The organism is Hyphomonas sp. NPDC076881 (genome assembly GCF_050269995.1).
GTDB lineage: Bacteria > Pseudomonadota > Alphaproteobacteria > Caulobacterales > Hyphomonadaceae > Hyphomonas.
Map to the genome: position 1 here is coordinate 246090 of NZ_JBNNJJ010000004.1, position 22299 is coordinate 268388.

At 62.2% G+C, this 22299-nt stretch carries 21 protein-coding genes; 14 read left to right on the top strand and 7 right to left on the bottom strand.

Going from position 1 to position 22299, the window contains the following annotated elements; all coding sequences use genetic code 11:
• Nucleotide 1: 1 nt before the first annotated feature.
• Nucleotides 2-1204 (bottom strand): methionine gamma-lyase, encoded by a 1203-nt coding sequence (locus tag ACQKI2_RS06595; protein ID WP_427378905.1) that lies wholly within the window; start codon nucleotides 1202-1204, stop codon nucleotides 2-4.
• A gap of 110 nt (nucleotides 1205-1314) precedes the next feature.
• Here ACQKI2_RS06595 and ACQKI2_RS06600 point away from each other — a divergent pair, with 110 nt between their 5' ends.
• The 8 genes from ACQKI2_RS06600 to tsaB all read left to right on the top strand — a co-directional run bounded on the left by ACQKI2_RS06600 (nucleotide 1315) and on the right by tsaB (nucleotide 10761).
• Complete coding sequence (locus tag ACQKI2_RS06600) at nucleotides 1315-1785, top strand: Lrp/AsnC family transcriptional regulator (protein WP_427378906.1); 471 nt, start codon at nucleotides 1315-1317, stop codon at nucleotides 1783-1785.
• Between the two features lie 35 nt (nucleotides 1786-1820).
• Nucleotides 1821-4664, top strand: coding sequence for a [protein-PII] uridylyltransferase (locus tag ACQKI2_RS06605; RefSeq protein WP_427378907.1), 2844 nt, complete (start codon nucleotides 1821-1823; stop codon nucleotides 4662-4664).
• Between the two features lie 23 nt (nucleotides 4665-4687).
• Complete coding sequence (gene murJ / locus ACQKI2_RS06610; RefSeq protein ID WP_427378908.1) at nucleotides 4688-6244, top strand: murein biosynthesis integral membrane protein MurJ; 1557 nt, start codon at nucleotides 4688-4690, stop codon at nucleotides 6242-6244.
• Between the two features lie 25 nt (nucleotides 6245-6269).
• A complete protein-coding gene (trpS, locus tag ACQKI2_RS06615; protein WP_427378909.1) occupies nucleotides 6270-7304 on the top strand; it encodes a tryptophan--tRNA ligase in 1035 nt (344 codons plus the stop codon).
• Between the two features lie 375 nt (nucleotides 7305-7679).
• Nucleotides 7680-8738: a hypothetical protein gene (locus tag ACQKI2_RS06620; protein ID WP_427378910.1), complete on the top strand. Its 1059-nt coding sequence runs from the start codon at nucleotides 7680-7682 to the stop codon at nucleotides 8736-8738.
• A gap of 66 nt (nucleotides 8739-8804) precedes the next feature.
• Nucleotides 8805-9374: a NifU family protein gene (locus tag ACQKI2_RS06625; protein WP_427378911.1), complete on the top strand. Its 570-nt coding sequence runs from the start codon at nucleotides 8805-8807 to the stop codon at nucleotides 9372-9374.
• A gap of 133 nt (nucleotides 9375-9507) precedes the next feature.
• Nucleotides 9508-10107 carry a malonic semialdehyde reductase gene (locus ACQKI2_RS06630; protein ID WP_427378912.1) on the top strand — a complete coding sequence of 200 codons (600 nt, stop codon included), beginning with the start codon at nucleotides 9508-9510 and terminating at the stop codon, nucleotides 10105-10107.
• 9 nt (nucleotides 10108-10116) lie between these two features.
• Nucleotides 10117-10761 (top strand): tRNA (adenosine(37)-N6)-threonylcarbamoyltransferase complex dimerization subunit type 1 TsaB, encoded by a 645-nt coding sequence (gene tsaB, locus ACQKI2_RS06635; RefSeq protein WP_427378913.1) that lies wholly within the window; start codon nucleotides 10117-10119, stop codon nucleotides 10759-10761.
• Here tsaB and ACQKI2_RS06640 read toward each other — a convergent pair.
• Nucleotides 10758-12053 carry an Hsp70 family protein gene (locus ACQKI2_RS06640; protein WP_427378914.1) on the bottom strand — a complete coding sequence of 432 codons (1296 nt, stop codon included), beginning with the start codon at nucleotides 12051-12053 and terminating at the stop codon, nucleotides 10758-10760. The two genes, tsaB and ACQKI2_RS06640, sit on opposite strands and share 4 nt — an antisense overlap.
• A 116-nt stretch (nucleotides 12054-12169) precedes the next feature.
• Between ACQKI2_RS06640 and ACQKI2_RS06645 the strand changes: the two genes are divergently transcribed.
• The 3 genes from ACQKI2_RS06645 to ACQKI2_RS06655 all read left to right on the top strand — a co-directional run bounded on the left by ACQKI2_RS06645 (nucleotide 12170) and on the right by ACQKI2_RS06655 (nucleotide 14061).
• Entirely contained in the window at nucleotides 12170-12625 is a 456-nt protein-coding gene (locus ACQKI2_RS06645; RefSeq protein WP_427378915.1) for a GNAT family N-acetyltransferase, read from the top strand.
• Between the two features lie 73 nt (nucleotides 12626-12698).
• The gene (locus ACQKI2_RS06650; RefSeq protein WP_427378916.1) at nucleotides 12699-13595 is read left to right on the top strand and encodes a dienelactone hydrolase family protein; all 897 of its coding nucleotides are present in this window, start codon (nucleotides 12699-12701) and stop codon (nucleotides 13593-13595) included.
• A 46-nt stretch (nucleotides 13596-13641) separates the two neighbouring features.
• A complete protein-coding gene (locus ACQKI2_RS06655; RefSeq protein ID WP_035593968.1) occupies nucleotides 13642-14061 on the top strand; it encodes a Fur family transcriptional regulator in 420 nt (139 codons plus the stop codon).
• An 83-nt stretch (nucleotides 14062-14144) separates the two neighbouring features.
• On the opposite strand, the gene ACQKI2_RS06660 is transcribed toward ACQKI2_RS06655, so the two are convergent.
• The gene (locus ACQKI2_RS06660; RefSeq protein WP_427378917.1) at nucleotides 14145-15299 is read right to left on the bottom strand and encodes a PQQ-dependent sugar dehydrogenase; all 1155 of its coding nucleotides are present in this window, start codon (nucleotides 15297-15299) and stop codon (nucleotides 14145-14147) included.
• Nucleotides 15300-15439: 140 nt separating this feature from the next.
• A complete protein-coding gene (locus tag ACQKI2_RS06665; RefSeq protein ID WP_427378918.1) occupies nucleotides 15440-18433 on the bottom strand; it encodes a TonB-dependent receptor in 2994 nt (997 codons plus the stop codon).
• Between the two features lie 230 nt (nucleotides 18434-18663).
• On the opposite strand from ACQKI2_RS06665, the gene queC reads away from it, so the two are divergent.
• Genes queC through ACQKI2_RS06680 form a run of 3 tightly spaced genes read left to right on the top strand, consistent with a single transcriptional unit; the run spans nucleotide 18664 to nucleotide 20410 of the window.
• A complete protein-coding gene (gene queC / locus ACQKI2_RS06670) occupies nucleotides 18664-19383 on the top strand; it encodes a 7-cyano-7-deazaguanine synthase QueC (protein WP_427378919.1) in 720 nt (239 codons plus the stop codon).
• On the top strand, nucleotides 19380-20027 hold the full coding sequence (gene queE, locus ACQKI2_RS06675) for a 7-carboxy-7-deazaguanine synthase (RefSeq protein WP_427378945.1): 648 nt from the start codon (nucleotides 19380-19382) through the stop codon (nucleotides 20025-20027). Before queC ends, queE begins: the two co-directional genes overlap by 4 nt.
• Nucleotides 19982-20410 carry a 6-carboxytetrahydropterin synthase gene (locus ACQKI2_RS06680; RefSeq protein ID WP_427378920.1) on the top strand — a complete coding sequence of 143 codons (429 nt, stop codon included), beginning with the start codon at nucleotides 19982-19984 and terminating at the stop codon, nucleotides 20408-20410. Before queE ends, ACQKI2_RS06680 begins: the two co-directional genes overlap by 46 nt.
• Nucleotides 20411-20497: 87 nt before the next feature.
• Here the strand turns inward: ACQKI2_RS06680 and ACQKI2_RS06685 are convergent, their stop codons facing one another.
• The 3 genes from ACQKI2_RS06685 to ACQKI2_RS06695 are packed head-to-tail and all read right to left on the bottom strand — an operon-like array spanning nucleotide 20498 to nucleotide 21882.
• Nucleotides 20498-20914 (bottom strand): DUF6941 family protein, encoded by a 417-nt coding sequence (locus ACQKI2_RS06685; protein ID WP_427378921.1) that lies wholly within the window; start codon nucleotides 20912-20914, stop codon nucleotides 20498-20500.
• Nucleotides 20907-21395, bottom strand: a complete 489-nt coding sequence (locus tag ACQKI2_RS06690) for a helix-turn-helix domain-containing protein (RefSeq protein ID WP_427378922.1) — start codon at nucleotides 21393-21395, stop codon at nucleotides 20907-20909. The genes ACQKI2_RS06685 and ACQKI2_RS06690 overlap by 8 nt, the downstream gene beginning before the upstream one ends.
• Nucleotides 21361-21882, bottom strand: a complete 522-nt coding sequence (locus ACQKI2_RS06695) for a hypothetical protein (RefSeq protein WP_427378923.1) — start codon at nucleotides 21880-21882, stop codon at nucleotides 21361-21363. Before ACQKI2_RS06695 ends, ACQKI2_RS06690 begins: the two co-directional genes overlap by 35 nt.
• Between the last annotated feature and the right edge of the window lie 417 nt (nucleotides 21883-22299).

Here is a 22299-nt window from a genome sequence, read left to right on the forward strand (position 1 = left end):
GTCACCCCTCATTCGTGCCCAGAGCATCGGCGAGGTCGGCGAGAATGTCCTCGGCGTCCTCTAGGCCCACGGAGAGGCGCACGAGGCCGTCGCTGATGCCATGCTCGATCCGCTCCTCGCGGGTGTAGGTGGAGTGGGTCATGCTGGCTGGGTGCTGGATCAGGGTTTCAGCGTCCCCCAGGCTGACGGCGCGGCGGATCATCCGCAGGCGGTTCATCATGGCAATGCCCGCTTCATAGCCGCCTTTCAGTTCCAGCGCGATCATGCCGCCAAAGCCCGGCATCTGGCGCTTGGCGAGGTCATGCTGCGGATGGCTTTCAAGGCCGGGATAATAGACCGCGGCCACGCCGGGCTGCGCTTCCAGCCAGCGGGCCAGTCTTAGGCCGCTTTCGCAATGGCGCGCCATGCGCAGTTGCAGGGTCTTCAGGCCCCGCATCACCAGCATCGCATTGAAGGGTGACATGACCGATCCCGTCATGTCTTTCACGCCCACCATGCGCACTTCCTTGATGGCCCCGGCGCGGCCGAGCACCATGCCCGCCACAAGGTCGCCATGGCCGCCGAGATATTTGGTGGCCGAATGGACCACGAAATCAGCGCCCAGCTCAATCGGCCGGGTCAGCAGGGGGGTGGCATAGGTATTGTCGACGGCAACCAGCGCGCCGGCCTCATGGGCAATGCGCGCGGCGGCGCGGATGTCCACCAGGCGCATGTTCGGATTGGCCGGCGTCTCGAAATAGACAAGGCGTGTCTTGTCGCTGATTGCGGCGGCCAGATTTTCCGGTTCGCGAAGGTCCACATGGGTGATCTTGATGCCAAAGCGGGAAAGCCCGTCGCGCATGAAGGCAAAGGTGCAGCCATAGAGCGTCTTGTCGGTGATGATCTCATCGCCCGGTTTCAGCAGGGTCCACATCAGAGACGAGATGGCCCCCATGCCCGAGGCCGTGGCGAGGCCGGCTTCGGCCCCTTCCAGATTGGCAATCCGCGCTTCCAGCAGGGCAACGGTGGGATTGGAGATGCGCGAATAGATGTGGCCCTCCGCTTCCCCGGCAAACAGGGCGCCGCCCGTTTCAGCGTCGGGGAAGGCGAAAGTGGAGGTGAGGTGCAGGGGCGGGGTCAGCGCGAAGTCGTTCTTTGCCGGGTCGTATCCGTGATGGATCGCGCGGGTCGCCGGGCCCAGCGGGCGGGAAGCGTCAAAAGCCATGGCAGTTCCTCCTGATCTGAGGTGATTTTAGCAGGAAATCATCGGCGATACTTGCCATAGATGCCCATTATATGCTGAAGATTTAGCATAATATGCTAATGAGGGGCCTTATGGACGCCATAGATGCCAGAATTCTGCGTGCGCTGCAGCGAGATGGGCGGCTGACCAATCTGGAGCTGGCAGAGGAGGTGGGCCTCTCGCCCTCACCTTGCCTGCGGCGGGTGAAGAATCTCGAAGCAGCCGGTATCATTCAGGGCTATTCGGCGCTGGTGGATCAGAAGGCCTGCGGCTTCCCGATCACCTGTCTCGTGCGCATCCGCCTCGCCAATCACGGGCAGGACACGGTGCGCGCCTTCGAGCAGAAGATTGCCGAAACGGACGCAGTGCTGGACTGCTATCTGATGACCGGCGGGGCCGATTATGAGCTGCGCGTGGTCGCCCGCAGCCTGGACGATTATGAACAGCTTGTGCGCCAGACCATCCAGACGCTGCCCGGCATTGCTTCAATTGAAACCAGTTTCGCGTATGGCGTGGTCAAGAAGTCGCGTATTCTTCCCGTCATCGCCCAAAAGGGTGCATAGCGGCCCGCCATGAAAACCTGCTAAGTAGCCCCTTGATGACGCCTCCGACAAAATCCCCTCCGACGCTCCTGTCTGCTGGCCGCGCGCCTGCTTCCCGCCGCCCCGGCAAATGGCGCATTGCCGACATCATTGATGGCCGGGCGCTGCGGGTGAAGCTGACGGCGGCGGCGCTGGACAATCTCGGCAATGATGCTGCGGCCCGCAAAGCCGCGCTGAACCTGCTGCACGGGGCCATGTTCCGGGGCCGCCTGATTGCGCAGGAGCGGCTGCAGCAGGGGGCCGATGGCCTCGACACGGCCCGGCTTCTCGCGGCGGTGCAGGACGAGGTGATCCACGCGCTTTACGACTTCACGGTCACCCATGTGCACCGCGCGTCCAACCCGACCGAGGCGGAACGTCTCGCTGTCCTCGCCACGGGCGGTTATGGCCGCAGCGTGATGGCGCCGTCTTCGGATACAGATCTCTTGTTCCTGCGCGCCTACAAGGCCAGCCCCCACACAGAGAGCGTGATCGAATACATGCTCTATGCCCTGTGGGATATGGGGCTGAAAGTGGGGAATGCCTTCCGTACACCAATAGATTGTGTAAAACTTGCCGCTGAAGACGTGACCATCAAGACCAGCCTGCTGGACGCGCGGTTCATCTGCGGGGATGAGCTTCTGGCGACCGACATGATGGCGCTTTTCCAGAAGGATGCGATCAAGGGCAAGGATGCCCAGTTCATTGCTGACAAGCTGGCCGAGCGCGACGCGCGCCATACCCGTATGGGGGATGCGCGCTATGTGGTGGAGCCGAATGTGAAGGACGGGAAGGGCGGGCTGCGGGATCTGCAGACGCTCTACTGGATCGTCAAGCACATGTATGGCGGCCGCACGCTGGAAGACGTCATGCGCGCTGGTCCGTTTACGGACCCTGAATATGTCATTTTCATCCGGGCCGCGCGTTTCCTCTGGACGGTGCGTTGCCATATGCACTTCGTGACCGGCCGCGCCGAAGACCGGCTGAGTTTTGACCTTCAGCCCGAGATCGCCGCGCGCATGGGCTACCGGGACCGGGAAGGCCAGCAGGGCGTGGAGCGCTTCATGAAGCGCTATTTCCTGGTGGCCAAGGATGTCGGCGGGCTGACCCGTATCCTGGCCGCAAAGCTGGAGGCCGATCACAAGAAAAAGCCTGAGGGTCTGCGCCGTTTCCTGCCGTCCCGCCCGCCGCAGCCGCTGCCGGAGGAGGGGTTCCTGATCGAGGCGGGCCGCATCAATATCGCCGAAGACAAGGTGATGGCGGTTGACCCCCTCAACATGATCCGCCTGTTCACCATTGCCCGGCGCGAGCAGAAGGATATTCACCCCACCGCGCTGACGGCCCTGACCCGGAACCTCCGGGGTCTGAACGAACCCGTGCGCGAAACAGATGAGGCGCGCGCGCTGATCCTGGATGCCATCCTTGGCGGCAAGGAGCCCGGCCCGATATTGCGGCGCATGAACGAGGCCGGTGTTCTGGGGCGTGCCATCCCCGAATTCGGCTCCATTGTCGCGCAGACGCAGTTCAACATGTATCATCATTATACGGTGGATGAGCATACGCTGCGCGCGGTTGAGACAATCGCTGATCTCGAATATGGCCGGGGCAACACCGCGCCGCTGGCCACAGAACTGTTCGGCCAGATCGAGAACCGCCGCGCGCTCTATCTTGCCATGCTGCTGCATGACACCGGCAAGGGGAAAGGCGACCAGCAGGAAGCGGGCATGCGCACGGCCCGCAAGGCCTGCGAACGGCTCGGCATTCCGGAGGAGGAAACCGATCTCGTCGTCTGGCTGGTCGGTCACCATCTGGAGATGAGTGAAACCGCGCAGAAGCGCGACATCGGCGACCCGCGCACCGTGGCGACCTTTGCGCGCCTCGTCGGCTCGCTGGAGCGGCTGCGCCTTCTCTATATTCTGACAGTCGCCGATATCAAGGCGGTGGGCCCGGCGGTCTGGAACGCCTGGAAGGGCCAGCTTCTGGCTGACCTCTATCACAATACGGCGGCCGCGCTGCGTGGGGGGCGTACGGATGAAGCGGCCGTTCAGGCAGAACTGGAACGGCGCGCGGAGAAACGCCGCGAAGCGCTGGTTGAGCGTATCGGCTCTGTACCGGCCCTGCTGCTGGAACTGGAAACCGCTTACTGGACGGGCTTTGATCCTGACGACATTGCCTGGCATGCCGCCGCGCTCGCCAAGGGCGGGGATGTGGTCACCTCGCGTATGGCGCCCGAAGGCGGCGCCGTGGCGCTGCTCGTCTCGGGCAAGGACCGCACCGGCCTCTTTGCAGACCTGGCCGGCACGCTGGCCCGTCTGGGCGCCAACATTGTCGCCGCGCAGGTGTTCACCTCCAAGGGCGGGCGCATCGTCGACGTGTTCATGCTGCAGGACGCCCGCGGCCTGCCCTATGGCGAGGGCGACGGGCCGCGTCTTGCGAAACTCGAACACGCCATTCTCGGCGCGCTGGATGGCAAGGTGCCGGGCGGCACTGTCAAATCCCGCGCCGGGCGCCGGGAGGCGGCCTTCCTGGTCCAGCCATCGGTGCAGATCCATGAGGACGTCTCGCTGGAATATACGGTGATCGATGTGGCCGCGCGCGACCGGCCGGGCCTGCTGCATGAGGTTGCCGAAGTGCTGGCGGACATGAAGCTATCGATCCATTCGGCGCATGTCGGCTCCTATGGCGAGCGCGTGTTCGATGCCTTCTATGTGCGCGCGGAGGGCGGGGCGGCCACCCTGTCAAAAGCCCGCAAAGAGACCCTCCGCGAACGTCTTCTTGCCGTACTTTCCCGCGAAGAACCTGAAGGCCCGCACACCCCGGCCCGCAAGCTCAAACGCTCGCGCGCCGTGGACAGCTTCTGAGAATTGGTTCAACCGGGGAAACCATGAGCCTCGCCCGAAACACTGCCGTTCAGGCATCGCTGACCCTGGCGAGCCGCATCCTGGGCCTCCTGCGGGATGTCATCCTGGCTGCCAAGATCGGGGCAGGGCCGGTGGGGGATGCCTGGGCAACCGCCCAGCAGTTTCCCAATCTCTTCCGGCGCATCTTTGCCGAAGGCGCCTTCGCCTCGGCCTTCGTGCCCTCCTATGCCCGCACGCTGGAGGCCGAAGGGCCTGAAGCCGCGCAGAAGGTGGCGCAGGATGCCCTGCGCGTCCTCTTCGCCATGACGGCGGGGCTGACCGTCCTTGCCCAGATATTCATGCCCTGGGTGCTGCTGCTGATCCATGGCGGGCAGGCCGATGATCCGGAGCACTACAATCTCGCCGTGCTGCTCACCCGCATCACGATGCCCTACCTTACCTTCATGGCCATCGGGGCTCTGCTTTCGGGCGTGCTGAATTCGGCAGAGCGGTTCATTCTTTCCGCCGGCGCCCCGACCGTGCTCAATCTCTGCCTCATCCCGGCCGGCCTTCTGGGCACAACGCCGGTCATCACGACCCAGTATGCAGCGATTGCCTTCCTGTTCGCCGGGTTGCTTCAGGCCGCGCTGCTCTGGTGGGGTGTCCGCCGCCAGAAGGTCCGTCTCAGCCTGCTCGGCTGGCCGCGGCTTACCCCGGCTGTGAAGAAGGTGCTGCTGCTGGCCGTGCCGGGCACGATTGCGGCCTCGGGCACACAGATCAACATCATCGTCAGCCAGTCGCTCGCCAGTTTCGAGGTCAGCGCCAAGAGCTGGCTCTATGCGGCAGACCGGCTCTACCAGCTGCCGCTCGGCCTGGTCGGCGTGGCGGTGGGCGTCGCCATCCTGCCCCGCCTCAGCCGCGCCGCGCGGGCAGGGGACGGGGAAGCAGGCAGCCGCACCATGGATGAAGGCCTCGGCCTTGCAATGGCGCTGACGCTGCCGGCGGCCGCCGCGCTGATGGTCGCGCCTGTCTTTCTGATCGATGCCTTCTTCGTGCGCGGCGCCTTCCTGCCATCGGACGCCGTGGCGGCGGGCGCGGCGCTGTTCCATTTCGCCTGGGGCGTGCCGGCCTTCGTCCTGATCAAGGTGCTCGCCCCGCCTTTCTTTGCGCGGGAAGATACCAAGACGCCGATGCGCTTTGCGCTCGTCTCGGTGGTCATCAATACGCTGCTCGGGGCTGGCCTCTTCTTCTGGCTCAAGCAGTCCGGCCAGTTGGGCTTTACCGGCCTCGCCGTCGCCACCTCTACCGCCTCCTGGGTGAATGCTCTGCTGCTGGCGGCGACGCTTGCCCGGCGCGGCTGGTATGTGCCCGGCCCCCGCGCGGTGTCCGGCCTCGTCCGGGCGCTGCTGGCCACGCTGATCCTGTCAGCGGCCATCTGGCTGATGCTATGGCAGCTCCCGGCAATCCAGAGAGCGCTGGGCGGCTCCAAGGAGATCGCCGCCGCTGTCATCGTGCTGGCCGGGGGCTTCATCTATGCCTTCGCTGCCCTGCTGACCGGCGCGGTGCGGCCAAGCGACATCCGGCAGGCTTTGCGCCGCTGATCAAACGCGCTAAAGGCGCCAGACCATGACAGACCAGACCCCCGCCTATACCGGCCCGCAGCGCGTATTCTCCGGCGTCCAGCCGACCGGCAATCTCCACCTCGGGAATTATCTCGGGGCGCTCAAGAAGTTCGCTGACCTTCAGCGCGAAGGCCATGACTGTATCTTCAGCGTCGTGGACCTGCACGCCATCACCATGCCGGTGGAGAAGGGCGCGCTGATCTCGACGACACGTCAGATCGCGGCGGCCTTCATTGCTGCGGGCGTTGACCCTTCCAGATCGATCATTTTTGCGCAGTCTTCGGTGCTGGCGCATGTGGAACTCGCCTGGATCTTCAACTGCGTGGCGCGGATGGGCTGGGTCGAGCGGATGACCCAGTTCAAGGACAAGGCCGGCAAGGATGCCGAGCGCGCGTCTGTGGGCCTCTTCACCTATCCGGTGCTGCAGGCGGCAGACATTCTCGTCTACAAGGCAACGCATGTGCCCGTCGGCGAAGACCAGAAACAGCATCTCGAGCTCAGCCGCGACATCGCCGAGCGGTTCAACCGTGAATATGATGTGCCAGGCTTCTTCCCCCAGCCTGAGCCGATGATCAAAGGCCCCGGCGCGCGGATCATGAGCCTCAAGGACGGCACCAAGAAGATGTCGAAGTCTGACCCGTCAGACCTCTCCCGCATCAACCTGGTGGACGATGCCGACACGATCGCCAAGAAGATCAAAAAGGCCACCACCGATGCCGGCGTCATTCCGGGTACGGTCAAAGAATTGGAGGGCCGTCCAGAAGTTGAAAACCTCGTCGGCATCTTCGCAGCGCTCTCGGGCCGCACCGCAGAGGATGTGCTGGCCGAGTTCGAAGGCAAGGGCTTTGGCGTGTTCAAGCCGGCGCTGGCCGATGTCACCGTGGCGCATCTTGCTCCGATCACGGCGCGATTCCGCGAGATCCTGGACGACCAGGCAGGTCTCGACCGCATCCTCGCAGACGGCGCCGCGCGGGCCAATGCCGTGGCCGCACCCATCATGGATGATGTGCGCCGGATCGTCGGCTTCTGGCGCCCCTAGGCGCCTTCCGGGCGCCTGACTGCAGAGACTGCGCCGCGCTGCCTTAAAAGCGCCGCAGGCGCTGCGCATTGTTTTCGGCTGTGTGGGGAATCACGCCATCCTCTGCGGAGAGTTCTTCTCGCATGGGTGGCGGGTGTAGATTGGGTAGTGCCTCGTAGGCGAGTTGGGGTAGCGGGCCGGGACACCTGCTGCGGCTGGAATTGTATCAGCAGGCGGTGATTTGGTGCCCGAATTTACCACACCGCCCGGTTTGCTGAAATTTCATGCGCAACTGGCCTGTTAATAACGGTTTAACGGCTTCATAAACGGCACAGGATGGACAAATCCACAGCACCCAGGAAGAAGCGGCGTAAAGTCATGGCGGCAGCGGCGGCAGTGAAACTCCCACGAGCTTACGAGGAGCAGGAACACGTTCCCGCCCCCGCCTCAGACCCCAACCACTTCATCTCGCTCGATTATGCCGAGCCCAGCCCGATCATGATCGGTTTCCAGAAGGGCTGGCGCGCGCTGAAACGTATGCTGAAGATCGGCGCGGTGGTGGCCCTGGTCGGCGCCTATCCGGCCGCTGTGGTTCTTTCCAGCCATATCAATGACAGGCCCGTGGGCATCCCGGCTGAGCAGAGCTGGGCCGTGCCGGGCATTGCAGTCGCCATTCACAAGATTGCGCGGGAACTGGAAGGCGCTGGCTGGGCCAGCAACCGCCCGGTCTGGCACCCGCAGGCACGCCTGACGGCGCTGCCCGCCTGGCAGGCCGGCACCACCGAAGCCCTCTCGCAGCATGTGAAGCTCATCTCGGAACTCGCCCCTTATGAAGGCGCGCCGGATAGCGATCTGGCCGCCGCCTCGCGCCTCCTGATGGAAGTGCCCGGTGAGCCGATGCGTCCCCGCCTGACGGCGGCGGCTGAAGCGCTCAACCGGTTTGACACGCGCGCCTCGCGCGGCCTTGCCATGCGGCCGATGCCGGAAGAGATCATGCCGGAGGAACTGGCGCTCTTTGCCGGTTGGGCGGGGGAAGACCGCGCGGCCCTGTCTGACCGGATCAATGCCACTCAGGAAGGCGGCTGGCCCGCCAGCAAGGAAGACATCGCCGCCTTTTACCGCGCCAAGGCCCGCGCCCATGTCGCCCATGAGATGTTCGCCGCCAATGCCGCCAAGGCCCTGACGCTGACGGATACAGCCGTTCTGGTGGCGGCTGACCGTGTGGAAGCGGCCTGGGAACGCGCCGCAAAGATGAAGCCGCTTCTGGTTTCCAACCAGTCGGATTCGGCGGTTCTCACGCCCAACCATCTGGCAAGCATGGCTTATTTCCTGCTGGAGGCAGAAGTTGCCTCGCGGCATCTGATTGCGCTGATGGAGCCTTCTGCGGGCGATGAGGTGATTGAGGAAACCTCTGTTGCCCAGACGGCCGGGGATGCAGAGACTGCGCTGCCCTGAGCCGCGCTCCCTTGATCTCACCGCGCGCGCGGGCCATGTCAGGGGCCAGACGTAAAAAGGCCCGCCATGTTTATCCAGACCGAAGCTACCCCGAACCCGGACACGATAAAATTCCTTCCGGGTCAACCCGTTGCCGGAGATCGCGGCCCGTTTGACTTCCCCGACGCGGCCAGCGCGCGCATGAGCCTGCTGGCCCGCGCCCTGTTTCAGGTGGACGGGGTGGAGCGTGTCTTCCTCGGCAGCGATTTTGTCAGCATTAACAAGGTACAGGCGAAGGATTGGCGGCATGTGAAGCCGATGGTGCTGGCCGCCATCATGGATCATTACATGTCCGGCCTGCCGGTGGTCGAAGAGGGCGCCCCCGGCCTCTCCGACGAGATCGAATATGAGGGCGAGGCGGCCGAAATCGTCAACGAGATCAAAGAACTGATCGAAACGCGCGTGCGGCCCGCCGTGGCCCAGGATGGCGGCGACATCACCTTCCAGCGCTTCGATCCCGAGACGGGCATCGTTCACCTCTCCATGCGCGGGGCCTGCGCGGGGTGTCCGTCCTCGACCATGACCCTGAAACAGGGCATCGAGAACATGCTGCGCACCTATGTGCCAGAAGTGACTGCGGTAGAGGCAGCGCTTTAAAAGGCGCGCAAAAAACTCCAACGGTTACTCCAACAAGCCGCCTGAAAACTCTAACGAGTGTGCAGCAAAAAATCCGGTCCTGAGCCCGCCCGTCACCGGTGGTCAGTGCCATCAGCAAGGAAGGAACTGCCTCATGGCCCACCCGGTCAACGATCACGCGCTCGACATCATCTTCCGCGATGCCCGCAGCCAGAATGGCTATCTTGACCGGCCGGTGCCGGAGGTTCTGATCCGCGCGGTTTACGATCTCGCCAAGATGGGGCCGACGAGTGCCAACTGCTCGCCCGCCCGTTTCGTGTTCGTCACCACGCCGGAAGGGAAGGAGCGCCTTCTGCCCTTCATGAGCGCGGGCAACCGCGAGAAGACCGCTGCCGCGCCCTGGACGGTGATCCTCGCCTACGACATGCGCTTTGCAGAGAAGATCCCCCAGCTCTTCCCGCACAATCCCGATGCCAAGCACTGGTTTGACAACAACACCGAAGAGACCGCCTTCCGGAATGGCACGCTGCAGGCAGCCTATCTGATGCTGGCCGCGCGCTCCCTTGGCCTCGATTGCGGGCCGATGAGCGGCTTTGACATGGCGGGCGTGAACCGCGAATTCTTCGAGAGCCAGGAGGGCGAGGAGCAGCATTGGCGCGCCAACTTCATCTGCAATCTCGGCTATGGCGACAAGACCAAGATCATGGACCGCCTGCCGCGTCTCGAATTTGACGAGGGCTGCCGCATCCTCTAGCGGGATCAGATGCTGATCCTTGCCCTGAACACGGCCTTCACCACGATGGAAGCGGCGCTTGTGCGCGATGGCGAAATCCTCGCCGATGCGCGCGAGACCCTGCCGCGTGGCCAGGAGAAGGCCCTGCCGGGCTTTGTCGAGGCGTTGCTGAAGGAAGAGGGCGCCGGCTTTGGCGATGTCGGCCGGTTTGCCGTGGTCACGGGGCCGGGCAGTTTCACCGGCCTGCGCATCGGCGTTGCCTATGTGCGCGGCCTGGCCCTCGTCACCGGCGCGCCGGCTGTTGGCGTTACGAGCCTTGAAGCGGCCATCCCCGCCGGGATGGAGGGGCCAAGCCTTGGCGCCCTGATGGCCCAGCGCCGCCCGCCCGACCAGACCTGGTGGGTGCAGGGCATCAGCGAGGACGCGGGCATCGCCCCGGTGCAGGAGGTGGGCCTCGCCGCGCTGTCCGCCATGCTGGACGGATTCCATGCGCCGATCTTTATGGACGGCGCCGAGGCGCTCGGCGATCAGGCCGCCAAGCTCGACATCCGCCCCATGCGCCCAAGCGCGGTGACCGCCGCGCTGAAAGCGGCCCGCTTCGATCCGGCCAAACATCCGCCCCAGCCGGTCTATGCCCGCGAGCCGGACGCAACCCTGCCCACGCCGAAAAACTAGCTCGCCCGCGCCAGCCAGGGCTCCAGATCATCCTGCTGGGCGATCAGGGATAGTCCGTGGGCGATCGATACGAACTGGCTGCCGGTTTCCACCTTGCCGGCGCCAAACTGGTCCTCGAAGCTGCGCCGCAAAGCCGGCACGAAGGATGTGCCCCCGGTGAGGAACACCCGGTCGATGCCGCCTGGCCCAAGGCCCGCCCGCTCCAGCGCCAGATCGACCGTGGCGCGGATGGCGCTGACATCTTCTCCGATCCAGCCATCAAATTCTGCGCGGGCGATGTCCCGCTCGATATTCAGGCTGCCGGCCTGAAGGCTGAACCGGGCGGTGTCTGACTGCGAAAGCTGAGACTTCACCTGCGCCACGGCGCGGTAGAGCAGGTAGCTGGCATCTGCCTCCAGAAAGTCGATGAAGGCCTGGATCAGGCGAGGCTCGTTTGACGCCTGCAGCAGCTTCTGGAGGTCAGCATAATCGCGCGTGTGGCGCATGATCGACAGCTGGTTCCATTGCGCAAACCGGCTGTAGAAAGACGAGGGCACCGGCAGGGTTTTCTCCCCGCTGCGGAAGCTGCTGTGTTTGCCAAACAGCGGCGCCACCACATGCTCGATGATCTTCTGGTCGAAGGCGTCGCCCGCAATGCCGATGCCGGAATGGGAGAGCGCCTGGGCGCGCAGCTTTCCGCCCGCGGGGTCAAACCGGATGATCGAGAAGTCGCTGGTGCCCCCGCCAAAGTCTGCCACCAGAATGGTCGAGGCCTCCGTCAGCCGCTGGGCATAGAAGAAGGCCGCCGCGACGGGCTCATACACATGATGGATCGTCTCGAAGCCAAGCCGCTTCAGCGCCGTTTCATAGCGGGTTTGCGCCAGGGCCTCATCCGGCTGGGCGCCGGCAAAGCGCACGGGGCGCCCCATCACCACCTGGGCCGGCCAGGGCGCGCCCGACCGCTCGGCCAGACGCCGCAGATAGGCGGCCAGCAGATCCTCGAACTGCCAGTTCTTGTTATGGATCACGGTGGAGACGAAAAGCGGGCTGGCCGCGAAGGTCTTGAACGACTGGATGAACCGGCAATCCCCGCCCAGCTCCAGGAACTGGTCAATGGCCCAGGGGCCGATCTCCATCATCGCGCGCGCTTCATCTTCATCGCGCCAGAAACAGAGCACCGAGCGGCAGGCGGAAAACTCCTCGCCGCCATGGCTGAAGCTCATCGCCTCCGTGCTGCCATCGGGGCGGGCGAGGGAGGCAACGCTGTTGGTCGTGCCGAAGTCTAGGCCGAGCGTCGAGGTCGCCTGGGTCATCTTGCTGCCTTGTGCTGGGGCAAAGGGCAGGCGACCTAACAGAGGCAGGCATTGCCAATCAATCCTGATTGTCCTTGATCTGCGATCTTTCTGCCGCTTCCGAAGGCTTTTGCCCGATGACTGACCCCATTCGCCGACTGACGCCAGCCGACGCGGCGGCCGCCGCCGCGCTGCATGCGGCGGGCTTTGCCGATGCGTGGAGCGCGGCTTCGATCGAGGGGCTGATCACCAGCCCGAATGTGCTCGCCCTCGGCTGGGAAGAGGGGGGCACCCTCATGGCTTTTGCCCTCTTCCAGTCCTCTGCGGGGGAGTGCGAACTCCTGACCATCGCCACGGCCCCCGCCCGGCGCGGGCAGGGGCTTGCCGGCGCGCTGCTGGATGCGGCGATCCCGGTGCTCGTGGCCGGCGGCGACAGCCGGCTGCTTCTGGATGTGGCTGAGGACAACACCTCGGCCCGGCGCCTTTATGCCCGGTTCGGTTTCACCGAGGATGGCCGGCGCAAGCGCTACTACACCGCCGGGCGCCCCGCGCCGGTGGACGCCATTCTGATGTCCCGGCCGATCGGGGCATAGCGGGGCGTCTGAAAAGCTGGCCTCTGCCGCCTGCCGGTCTATAGTTCTCACGAACCCGAGAAGGAGGCACACCATGGCAGACGGAAATCCAGGCAAGATCGACATTCCGCCCGAAGTGTTCCGGCTTTACGACGCCTATTGCCATGGCGACCTTTCGCGCCGGGCCTTCTTCTCGCGGCTGAGCGCCTTCGCCGGGGGCGGCATTACCGTTTCGATGCTGGCAGCGTGCGTGATGCCCGATTACAGCCAGGCCCAGACGCTGACAGGCGACACTGACCTCATCGAGGAAGACATCACCTACACCACCCCCAGCAGCGCCGGAACGATGGGCGGCTATCTCGTCCGCCCGGCCAATGCCGCCGGCAAGCTGCCCGCCATTCTGGTGATCCATGAGAACCGGGGGCTTAACCCCTATATCCGTGATGTGACGCGCCGGGCCGCCAAGGCAGGCTATGTCGCCTTCGGCCCGGACGCGCTCTATCCGCTCGGCGGCTATCCCGGAAATGATGATGATGGCCGCGCCCTGCAGGCTCAGCGGACGCGGGAGGACATGTTCGCCGATTTCGTCGCGGCCGCCGAATTTCTGCGCGGGCATCAGGCGGTCAATGGCGCCGTCGGCGTCACCGGCTTCTGCTTTGGCGGGGCGATGGCCAACCAGCTTGCGGTTAGCCTGCCCTGGCTCAAGGCATCTGTGCCCTATTATGGCGGCTGGCCGGCGGATGAGGACGCCGCGAAGCTGGACGTGCCCCTCCAGATTCACCTCGCCAGCGATGATCCGCGCGTGAATGAGGGGTGGGTGTCCTATGAGGCGGCCTTGAAGGCCGCAGGCAAGCCTTACGAGCTGCACTGGTATGAAGGCACGCAGCATGGTTTCCATAATGATACCACGCCGCGCTTTAATCCGGAGGCCGCCGCGCTCGCCTGGTCCCGCACGCTGGCCTTCTTTGCGGCCCATCTGCGCGAAAGCTGACAAGGTTGAACTGGACTTTCCCGCTTCGGAAGGGCATTTAGGGACCATGGACAGACTAGAAAAACTCTGCATTGAGAAGGGCCTCCGCATGACGGAGCCGCGGCGCATCATCGCGCGTGTGCTTTCGGTCGCGGATGACCATCCGGACGCCGAAGAACTGCACCGCCGGGCCAACTCGCTCGACGCCTCGATTTCGCTCGCCACGGTCTACCGGACAGTGAAGCTGTTCGAGGATGCGGGGATCATCCAGGCGCACGACTTCCGCGATGGCCGCGCGCGCTATGAAGAAGTGCCCGCCGAACATCACGATCACCTGATCGATGTGAAGACGGGCGCTGTGGTGGAGTTCCATTCCGAAGAGATCGAGAAGCTGCAGGAAGAGATCGCCCGCAAGCTCGGCTACCGGCTGGTGGATCACCGGCTGGAGCTTTATGGCGTGCCGATTGCCGAGAAAGACAAGGGCTGAAACGCCCTTGATCTTTCGCCCCAACAGAAAGCGGCCCCGCCTGATGACGGGGCCGCTTTCTGTTGGGGGAGGGCGCGCGGGGGCTATTCCTGCGGAACCACCCGGAAGATGCCGTCGAAATCCTTGCCCGCGACATAGAGATAGCCGTCCGGGCCCTGAACCACATCCCGGATCGACAACTCGCCCTTCAGCAGGTTTTCCTTGCCGGCAACCTTGCCCTCCTGAAGATCGATCCGCACAAGGACGAGACCGTCCGGGCCATTCATGCCGCCGGCGAAAAGGTCTCCCTCCCAGCCGGGATATTTGTCGCTGGTCACCATGGTGAGGCCGGAGGGCGCAATGGAGGGCACCCAATAGGTTTCCGGCTGCACCATGCCTTCGGCGGCGGTTTCCTTGGTGATGACCGTGCCGTCATAGTTCACGCCATAGGTGATTTTCGGCCAGCCATAATTGTTGCCGGGTTTGACGATGTTGAGTTCATCCCCGCCGCGCGGGCCATGCTCGGTGGCCCAGAGCGTATCGGTGGCCGCGTCATAGTAGAGCCCCTGCACGTTGCGGTGGCCATAGGACCAGACTTCCGGCTTGCCATTCACCCCGTCCGCAAACGGATTGTCCGCAGGGATCGTGCCATCGGAATTGATCCGCACGAGGGTGCCATGGGTATTCTTCGGGTTCTGGGCATCCTGCATATATTTGAAGCCCTCGCCGAGGGAGACAAACAGCGTGCCATCCCCGCCAAAGGCAAGGCGGGAGCCATAATGGTAGGCCGTGTCGCGATCATCGGCCTTGAATATCTGCTGCACATTTTCCAGCGCGGTATTGTCATCGCTAAGGCGCCCGCGCACGACGGCGGTGGAGTTGGCCGCCTTGGTGCCGGTGGAGAGCGATACATAAACAAGGCGGTTGCTGGCAAAGTCCGGGTCCAGCGCAATACCCAGATAGCCGGCCTGGCCTTCGACATAGGCTTCCGGCAGGCCGGTTACAGGCGTTGCTTCACCCGCGGCGGCAAAGAATTTCAGGCCGCCTTCCTTCTCCGTGAACAGAAGGCCGCCCTCGGGCAGGAAGGCCATGCCCCAGGGTTGTTCGGCCGGGGTGATGAGTTCCAGGCTGACACCCTTGACCGCGCCGGGCTCGGCCGGGGCTGTGACCGGCGCCTGCGGGGGCACGGCAGGCTCTCCGCAGGCAGACAGCATAAGGACAAGCGGGCCGAGAGCGGCGAGGCGGGAAAAGACGGACATACCGGCTCCTGTAGAGTTGAGGGTCTGTAAGTGCGCAGAAATCTGATTGGGGGCAGAGATAGGCCGTTCCGGTCTCTGCGCCAATGAAAAAGGGGCGGCCCCGAAAGGCCGCCCCGCAAGTTTTCAGGCGTGACGCCCGCTTACCAGGACTTCGTGACAGCGATGCCGTAAGTGCGCGGCTCGTTCAGGAAGATGTTGGTGTAGAGGCCCGACGAGTCGTCCGTCAGATAGGCGCCGGTGATGGCGGTCTCGTCGAAGATGTTCTTGCCGAACAGTTCGACGCGCACGCCGTTGGGGTCGTTGGTGAACGCCAGCGAGACGTTCATGTTATCCCAGCTCGGCAGCTTGTCGCGCGGGGAGTTGTAGACCCGGGATACGCTGTCGGACTGGCGGTAGTAGTCGACGCGGCCGGTGAGGCCCCAGTCGCCGAACGAACCCGGCAGCCAGGTGTACTCGGCACCGATGTTGAAGGTCACTTCCGGTGCGCCTGGCATCGAATTGCCCTTCAGGTTTTTCGCGTCGCCTTCGATCGGCTGCAGAGCGGTGGCCGTCTGCGTGTTACCATTGACATCAGTGTAGGTTACGGTCACGCCGGTGAGGCCGAGGAGGGCTTCAAAGCCCGCGCGGCCACCCACAGCGGCCAGGTCGCCGTTACAGAGGTTCCGCGTGATGCCCGTCAGGGCCGGGTTGGCCTGGATGGCGCCCAGAACCGTCGCATAGCCCTGCGCAGAGATCACGCAGTTGCTGTAGCTGGACGTGTTCTTGAGAACCACGAGGTCCGAGCGGCCATTGGTCCGGTCGATCACATCGATCGAGTACAGATCACCCAGTTCGGAGTCGAGCAGGCCGAGGTTGGCATTGACGACGAAGGTGGAAACCGGATTCCAGATTGTTTCGAGTTCAAGGCCTTTGAGTTTGGTATCGACGTTGAAGTTCACCGAAGTCCGGTTGATGATCTGGGTAATCTGATACCCTTTGTAGTCGTAGTAGAAGCCGGTCGCATTCAGCTGCAGTGCGCCATTGGCGAGGGTGTTCTTCGTACCGACTTCGTAAGAGTTGATGAACTCTGGATCGAAGAACTGGCTGAAGGCGTTCGGGTTGTCTGCTGGTTGTGGCGGGTTGATGCCGCCGCCTTTATAGCCCCGTGAATAGAAGCCGTAGATCAGCGTGTCATCCGTGAAGGCCAGATCCGGACGCCAGTCGAGACCGGCGCGCCCCGTGATTTCCTCGAACTCCGCATGATAATAGCCATTGGCATCCGTCCCCGCATTCGGGCTCGGATTGATCGGGCTCCCGTCCTGCGCCGTGCCGGTTCCATAGACTCCGGCAGGTACGAACAGATAGGTGGGAATATTCTGCTGGCTTTTTTCGTCTTTTGTATAACGTAGGCCAACAGTCGCCTTCAGGTTGTCACTGATATCATAGTACCCTTCGCCGAAAACAGCCAGCGAGTTCATCTCATAGGGCGACAGAGAGCGGAAATACTGGCCGCCGAGGCCCGAGAAATCCTGCCCTTCGAGCGTGCCGGCCGCATCAATCGGAACGAGCCGTCCGGCCCCAGCCGGGATGGCTGATGCGCAGGCCGAGCCTGTTCCACAGAACAGCGCGCCGCCCAATGCATTGTTTAGCAGAGCTACAGCTGTCAGCGAGTTGGAGATCACATAATAACCGTCGGTATTGTTTGCGGTCGGATCAATCGCCTCGAAGTCCATCGAGATGACGCCGAGGTTGAAGTTGAAGGGGCCATCAAAGGACGACTGCAGGCGAAGTTCGTGAGTGGTCTGCTCCGAGGTGCCGCCGGCAACGTCAAATGACCGGAACAGGTTGGATGCGCCGAGGATTGGATCGTTCACCACGCCGCCGGGGAATAGCATCTGGTATATCGCCGCGCTGGCGCCAGCTCCAAGGGTTGCGTCGAGCGAGCCGAAGAGCACCTGACCATTGGTATTGAACGCAACGTCGGCTGCCTGCTTGTTATAATCCTCGATCGAAACAGAAGCGCTGGTGCTGTAGCTGCCCAGATAGGTCAGCTTCAGGGAATCCGTAACATCGAACTCAATCTTGCCGGTGATCAGTTCCTGATCCGCATAGTATTGCGGATCATAAGCAGACTCGATCTCGCGCATGTTCAGGTTGGCGGGCTGGGTAAAGGCGTCGCCGCTGAGCAAGCCTGCCACAACACCCATGCCGCCACCAAGTGTCGCGACCGAATTCAGGCGGTCCTTCATATCGCTGAGCGGAGTATCCACACAACCTTGAGAGGTGACTGTCTGATCCAGGAAGCCGATCGGAATACCCGCATAGGAGGTTTTCAGCGGGCTCTTGGTGCAGAGCTGCTTGCCAGACCGCAGGCGGTCATCTTCTTCCTCGAAATATTCATAGGAGAGCCAGCCGCGCAGGCGCTCGGTCGGCTCGGCCAGGATCGTGGCGCGATAGCCATAGAGCTCACGCCCGTCGATCGACTCGCCCGTCACGGTGTTGGTGGCGTAGCCATCCCGCTCGAGATAGTTGCCGGCCAGACGCACGGCCACCTTGTCCCCGATCGGGATGTTCAGCATGCCCTTTATTTTCTTGGTGCCGTAATTGCCGAGCGTGGCAGAGACATTGCCCTGATACTCTTCCAGCACCGGCTTGGCGGTAATGGCGTTGAACACGCCGCCCGTTGCGTTCCGGCCATAGAGCGTACCCTGAGGACCGCGCAGCACCTCGATCCGTTCCATGTCGAAGAATTCGGCTTCGAACAGGCGGTTGGCGGTCAGCGGCACATCGTTCTGGTGGACGCCGACGCCGGCATCGCCCGACTGGGCCACAAGGTCAGCCCCGATCCCGCGGATCTTGAAGTTGAACCCGTTGAAGTTCCCCTTGGTGAAGGAGACGTTCGGGATCGACTTGACGAGGTCCGGGCCCCCGGACAGCTGCATCTTGTTCAGCGCTTCCTCATCGAAGGCCGAAACGGCAATCGGAACGTCCTGGATGGACTGTTCGACCTTCTGTGTGGTGACGGTAACGGTGCCGAGGCGCCGGGAGTCATCCGGAGCGGTTTCTTCCTGGGCATACGCGCTACCGAAGAAGCTGAGGGCAAGGGCAGAGGCCCCTGCCAACAAGACATACTTCGAGTCTGTGTTTCGGCTCATTTCGATTTTTCCTCCCCTCGGGCCGGTTATCCGGTCCCGAATACATTGATGTGTTTATGAGCCATCCTCATTGGCGGGACGGCTTCAAGTTCAACACAATGCCATGGCGTGGCGCGTGTCAATTGTCCTGTCCGCTCCAAAGGCGAAAGTCTTCACTTCGGTGTCAAAAATGTAACGCCTTCCGCAACGTAGCCTTGGCCCGGGCGGGGCGCGCTGGTACAGCGGCGGGCATGACACAGCCCCTTTCTTCCGCGCTCGTCCTGTTTTCCGGCGGCCAGGATTCGGCCACCTGCCTTGCCTGGGCACTCACCCGGTTTGACCGGGTCGAGACGATCGGCTTCGACTATGGCCAGCGCCACGGCGTCGAACTCGCCTGCAGGCCGAAATTTCTGGATGCGATTCGCCAGAATTTTCCGGCATGGGGCGAGAAATTGGATGGCGATCACATAATAGATGCCTCCGTACTCAAGGCGCTCGGCGCCACGGCGATGACGCATGATGTCGAAATCACGCTCACGGCGGCGGGCCTGCCGAACACTTTTGTTCCGGGCCGGAACCTTCTGTTTTTCACCCTGGCAGGCGCCCTGGCCGTGCGGCGGGGGCATGGCGTGCTGGTCGGCGGCATGTGCGAGACGGACTATTCGGGCTATCCCGACTGCCGCGCCGCCACCCTGAAAGCGCAGGAAGAAACCCTCCGCCTCGGCCTCGACGCCGACATCCGCATCGACACCCCGCTGATGTATCTCGACAAGGCTGCCACCTGGCAGCTCGCCCAGGATCTGGGCGGGGACATGCTGGTCGATCTGATCGCGGAGGAAACCCATACCTGCTATCTGGGCCAGCGCGGGGCGCGTCACGCCTGGGGCTATGGCTGCGGCACATGCCCGGCCTGCGAGCTGCGGGCAAATGGCTGGCAGCGCTGGCAGGCCGGGAAGGGGAGCGCGGCGTGACCTATTCGGTCAAGGAAGCCTTCTACACCCTGCAGGGCGAAGGCGCGCATACGGGGCGCGCGGCCGTGTTCCTGCGCTTTGCCGGCTGCAATCTGTGGAGCGGGCTGGAGCGCGACCGGGAAAAGGCCGTCTGCCGCTTCTGCGACACCGATTTTGTCGGCACCAATGGCGAAGGGGGCGGCAAGTTCCGCGAGCCGGGCCTGCTTGCCGCGCATGTGAAGGCCATCTGGGAGGCCAATGCGTCTTCCGGCGGGCGCCCCTATGTCGTCTGCACCGGGGGCGAGCCCCTGATGCAGCTGGACGCGCCGCTGATCGATGCGCTCCACGCGGCCGGCTTCGAAATCGCCATCGAGACCAATGGCACGCTGCCCGCGCCCGCTTCGATTGACTGGATCTGCGTCAGCCCCAAGGCGAACGCCCCGCTGGCCCAGACGCGCGGCAATGAGTTAAAGCTGGTTTACCCTCAGAATGAGCCGGAAGCGCAACCGGAATGCTTTGAAACACTGGACTTTGAGCACTTTTTCCTCCAACCGAGGGACGATGGACCCGGCGTCAGCCATGTGGCGGCGGTGGCGGCCTATTGCTTGAAGAATCCAAAATGGCGACTGAGCTTGCAAACCCACAAACTGACCGGTCTACCCTGAAGGCCGAGGGTCAGATTTTCGAGATCTCGAAGGCGGTGTTCTTCGAGGCCGCCCATTTCATGGGCGGCAAGCCCGAAGGCCATCCCTACCGCTCCGTGCATGGCCACTCCTTCCGCCTGGAGGCGACCGTGGCCGGCGTCGTGAAGCCGGGCGAGCAATGGGTGGAGGATTTCAGCCACCTCACCGCCACGCTTGAGGCGACCGCTGCCAAGCTCGACCACAAGCTGCTGAACGAAATCGAAGGCCTGGAAGTGCCCACCCTTGAGCGCATCTGCCTCTGGGCCGCCGCAGACCTCGGCAAGACGCTCCCCGGCCTCGCCCGCGTCGCCGTCGCCCGCCCCAGCCTCAACGAACGCTGCGAACTCGTCCTCAAGCGTATCTGAGGCGTGCTGGCGATTGGTTTTGTTTGTTATTGTCTCAGCTACCAAGTTGTGAGAACGGCGCGCACCTCGCGCTAATTGGTAGAATGATTAGAAATTTACCGCTCCGGTTGGAGCTTGGCCCTTGATTATTGAAATCGTTCGGACTGTGGTCCATTCCTCTTCGGCGATACGAAGTTCTACTTTCAAGCTTCCAGGCCTCTGCAGTTGAAGTGGCACCCCTCCGAAAGCGAGCACGCCTGGAGCAAGCTCGTTTAGAAGCGCGTCGCCGGTTACTTGGAAAATCTCAAGCTCATCATCCAAAATAATCCGGCATGAGAATTGGAAATTTCCGATTTTTGTGACTTCATGCTCTATCCAAACGGCGAGCTGCATTTGCGCTGGGAACCTCGAAATCAGAATTGAGCCAGTGTAAACTCCAATGAGTATGGCTTTGCCATTATCTTCCCTGCGAGCATCGTCGCAAACGATAGCATTCAAAATTCTAAAAGGACCTACTTCAAGCATTTATACGCTCATTCTCGCGATAAGTATTTGGCCAATTCGAGTAAGTAGATGCGGCAATGGGTCTATTGGTTTGGTTGGGCTGAACTTGGTGCACTATCAGCCAACTGACTGGCGCAAACGTTTCGTTATTTTCAATTCCAGAAACTGTAGAACTAGCCGTTTGCGCGGATTGATCCGAAAGTTCGCGCACGGATATATCCGGTTCATATCCTAGACCGAGCAGCATATCGCTAAGCGTATTTAGCTGCATATTGCTGGACGAATTTAGCCAACGAGAGATTTGTTCGGGTCGCTTACCAAGCTTGCGAGCCAGTTCCGTCTTTGTGATCGTTCCCTGTTGTTCTGCCGTTTGGAAAGTATTCACCAGAATTTCGTGAAGACGAGACTTAAGACGCTCCTGAAAATAAATCTTGTTGCCTTCTGAGATCGGCGTCTCCGCCAATACCTCAGACACGAATGATTTTGCTTGCGAGTTGGTCACGATCTGCTCCTGGTAACGGCTGATAAGTATTGAAAAGAGACTTCCACTCGGCCTTGCATCTCTTGCTCAAATTTCGCCATGTCCTCTTGTTCTGTCCAAGGTCGATGCGATAGGCCCACACCAAAGCAACGAAGACGTCCTTGGCAGCAAAGCATCCGACCAAGCGAATGGATGGCTTAATGCGGTTGCGAATCGCGTATACGCGATCGGACATGGGGTCGATTGGGGCAAGAAAGCTGTCATTGGGCTTCTGATAGGGGTCTGCTGCGATGCTGATCGGCGCGCCGCGAATGAACGTATCAAGATCCGCTCGTAAACGCTTCGCTCGTTCGTGGTCGTTGTCATTCTGCCAAGGTCCTTCCACAAAATCACGAACCTCTTCGCCAACATATATTTTCCTAACCTTCGGATCGCTAGCGATCAAAGGTTCGAGGAGGCTGAGCCTTCCCTCCGATATCCGGTAATCTATCTCCTGTTGGATTGACATATAAATCAACTCTGTGGCCAATTAAAGAATATATGATATCAAATTTATGCGACGAATTGACATTTAAATCATATTTCGGGCATTCTTCAAGGATATCAACGCTTGCGGGCACTCGAACTCAACGCCCAAATCTACCCAAACGCTATTCCTCAGCAACTGACAACAAATGCATATGCTGCGCAAAAGCGCTAAGATTGGTGCCTTTCAGTGCAAATGTCCCCATCGCTCACACAGTAGCGGGGTGCCATTTCAGGCGATTTTTCGCTTTGAGCGGTTGCTGCTGCCAATACCTACACCAATACTGCTGGACCTTGCCAAGCATCGCTTTTCGCATCAGCTTGGGAGCCTTCCCGGGCTTGCATGCATAGGCGAGGCCGATAAGGTTTCCTCTTGTCGATTCAATGCCTTTGAGGATTG

Coding starts and splice junctions, on each gene's coding strand:
- ACQKI2_RS06595 (WP_427378905.1), bottom strand. CDS start 1,204: ATGGCTTTTGACGCTTCCCGCCCGCTGGGCCCGGCGACCCGCGCGATC.
- ACQKI2_RS06600 (WP_427378906.1), top strand. CDS start 1,315: ATGGACGCCATAGATGCCAGAATTCTGCGTGCGCTGCAGCGAGATGGG.
- ACQKI2_RS06605 (WP_427378907.1), top strand. CDS start 1,821: ATGACGCCTCCGACAAAATCCCCTCCGACGCTCCTGTCTGCTGGCCGC.
- murJ (WP_427378908.1), top strand. CDS start 4,688: ATGAGCCTCGCCCGAAACACTGCCGTTCAGGCATCGCTGACCCTGGCG.
- trpS (WP_427378909.1), top strand. CDS start 6,270: ATGACAGACCAGACCCCCGCCTATACCGGCCCGCAGCGCGTATTCTCC.
- ACQKI2_RS06625 (WP_427378911.1), top strand. CDS start 8,805: ATGTTTATCCAGACCGAAGCTACCCCGAACCCGGACACGATAAAATTC.
- ACQKI2_RS06630 (WP_427378912.1), top strand. CDS start 9,508: ATGGCCCACCCGGTCAACGATCACGCGCTCGACATCATCTTCCGCGAT.
- tsaB (WP_427378913.1), top strand. CDS start 10,117: ATGCTGATCCTTGCCCTGAACACGGCCTTCACCACGATGGAAGCGGCG.
- ACQKI2_RS06640 (WP_427378914.1), bottom strand. CDS start 12,053: ATGACCCAGGCGACCTCGACGCTCGGCCTAGACTTCGGCACGACCAAC.
- ACQKI2_RS06645 (WP_427378915.1), top strand. CDS start 12,170: ATGACTGACCCCATTCGCCGACTGACGCCAGCCGACGCGGCGGCCGCC.
- ACQKI2_RS06650 (WP_427378916.1), top strand. CDS start 12,699: ATGGCAGACGGAAATCCAGGCAAGATCGACATTCCGCCCGAAGTGTTC.
- ACQKI2_RS06655 (WP_035593968.1), top strand. CDS start 13,642: ATGGACAGACTAGAAAAACTCTGCATTGAGAAGGGCCTCCGCATGACG.
- ACQKI2_RS06660 (WP_427378917.1), bottom strand. CDS start 15,299: ATGTCCGTCTTTTCCCGCCTCGCCGCTCTCGGCCCGCTTGTCCTTATG.
- ACQKI2_RS06665 (WP_427378918.1), bottom strand. CDS start 18,433: ATGAGCCGAAACACAGACTCGAAGTATGTCTTGTTGGCAGGGGCCTCT.
- queC (WP_427378919.1), top strand. CDS start 18,664: ATGACACAGCCCCTTTCTTCCGCGCTCGTCCTGTTTTCCGGCGGCCAG.
- ACQKI2_RS06680 (WP_427378920.1), top strand. CDS start 19,982: ATGGCGACTGAGCTTGCAAACCCACAAACTGACCGGTCTACCCTGAAG.
- ACQKI2_RS06685 (WP_427378921.1), bottom strand. CDS start 20,914: ATGCTTGAAGTAGGTCCTTTTAGAATTTTGAATGCTATCGTTTGCGAC.
- ACQKI2_RS06695 (WP_427378923.1), bottom strand. CDS start 21,882: ATGTCAATCCAACAGGAGATAGATTACCGGATATCGGAGGGAAGGCTC.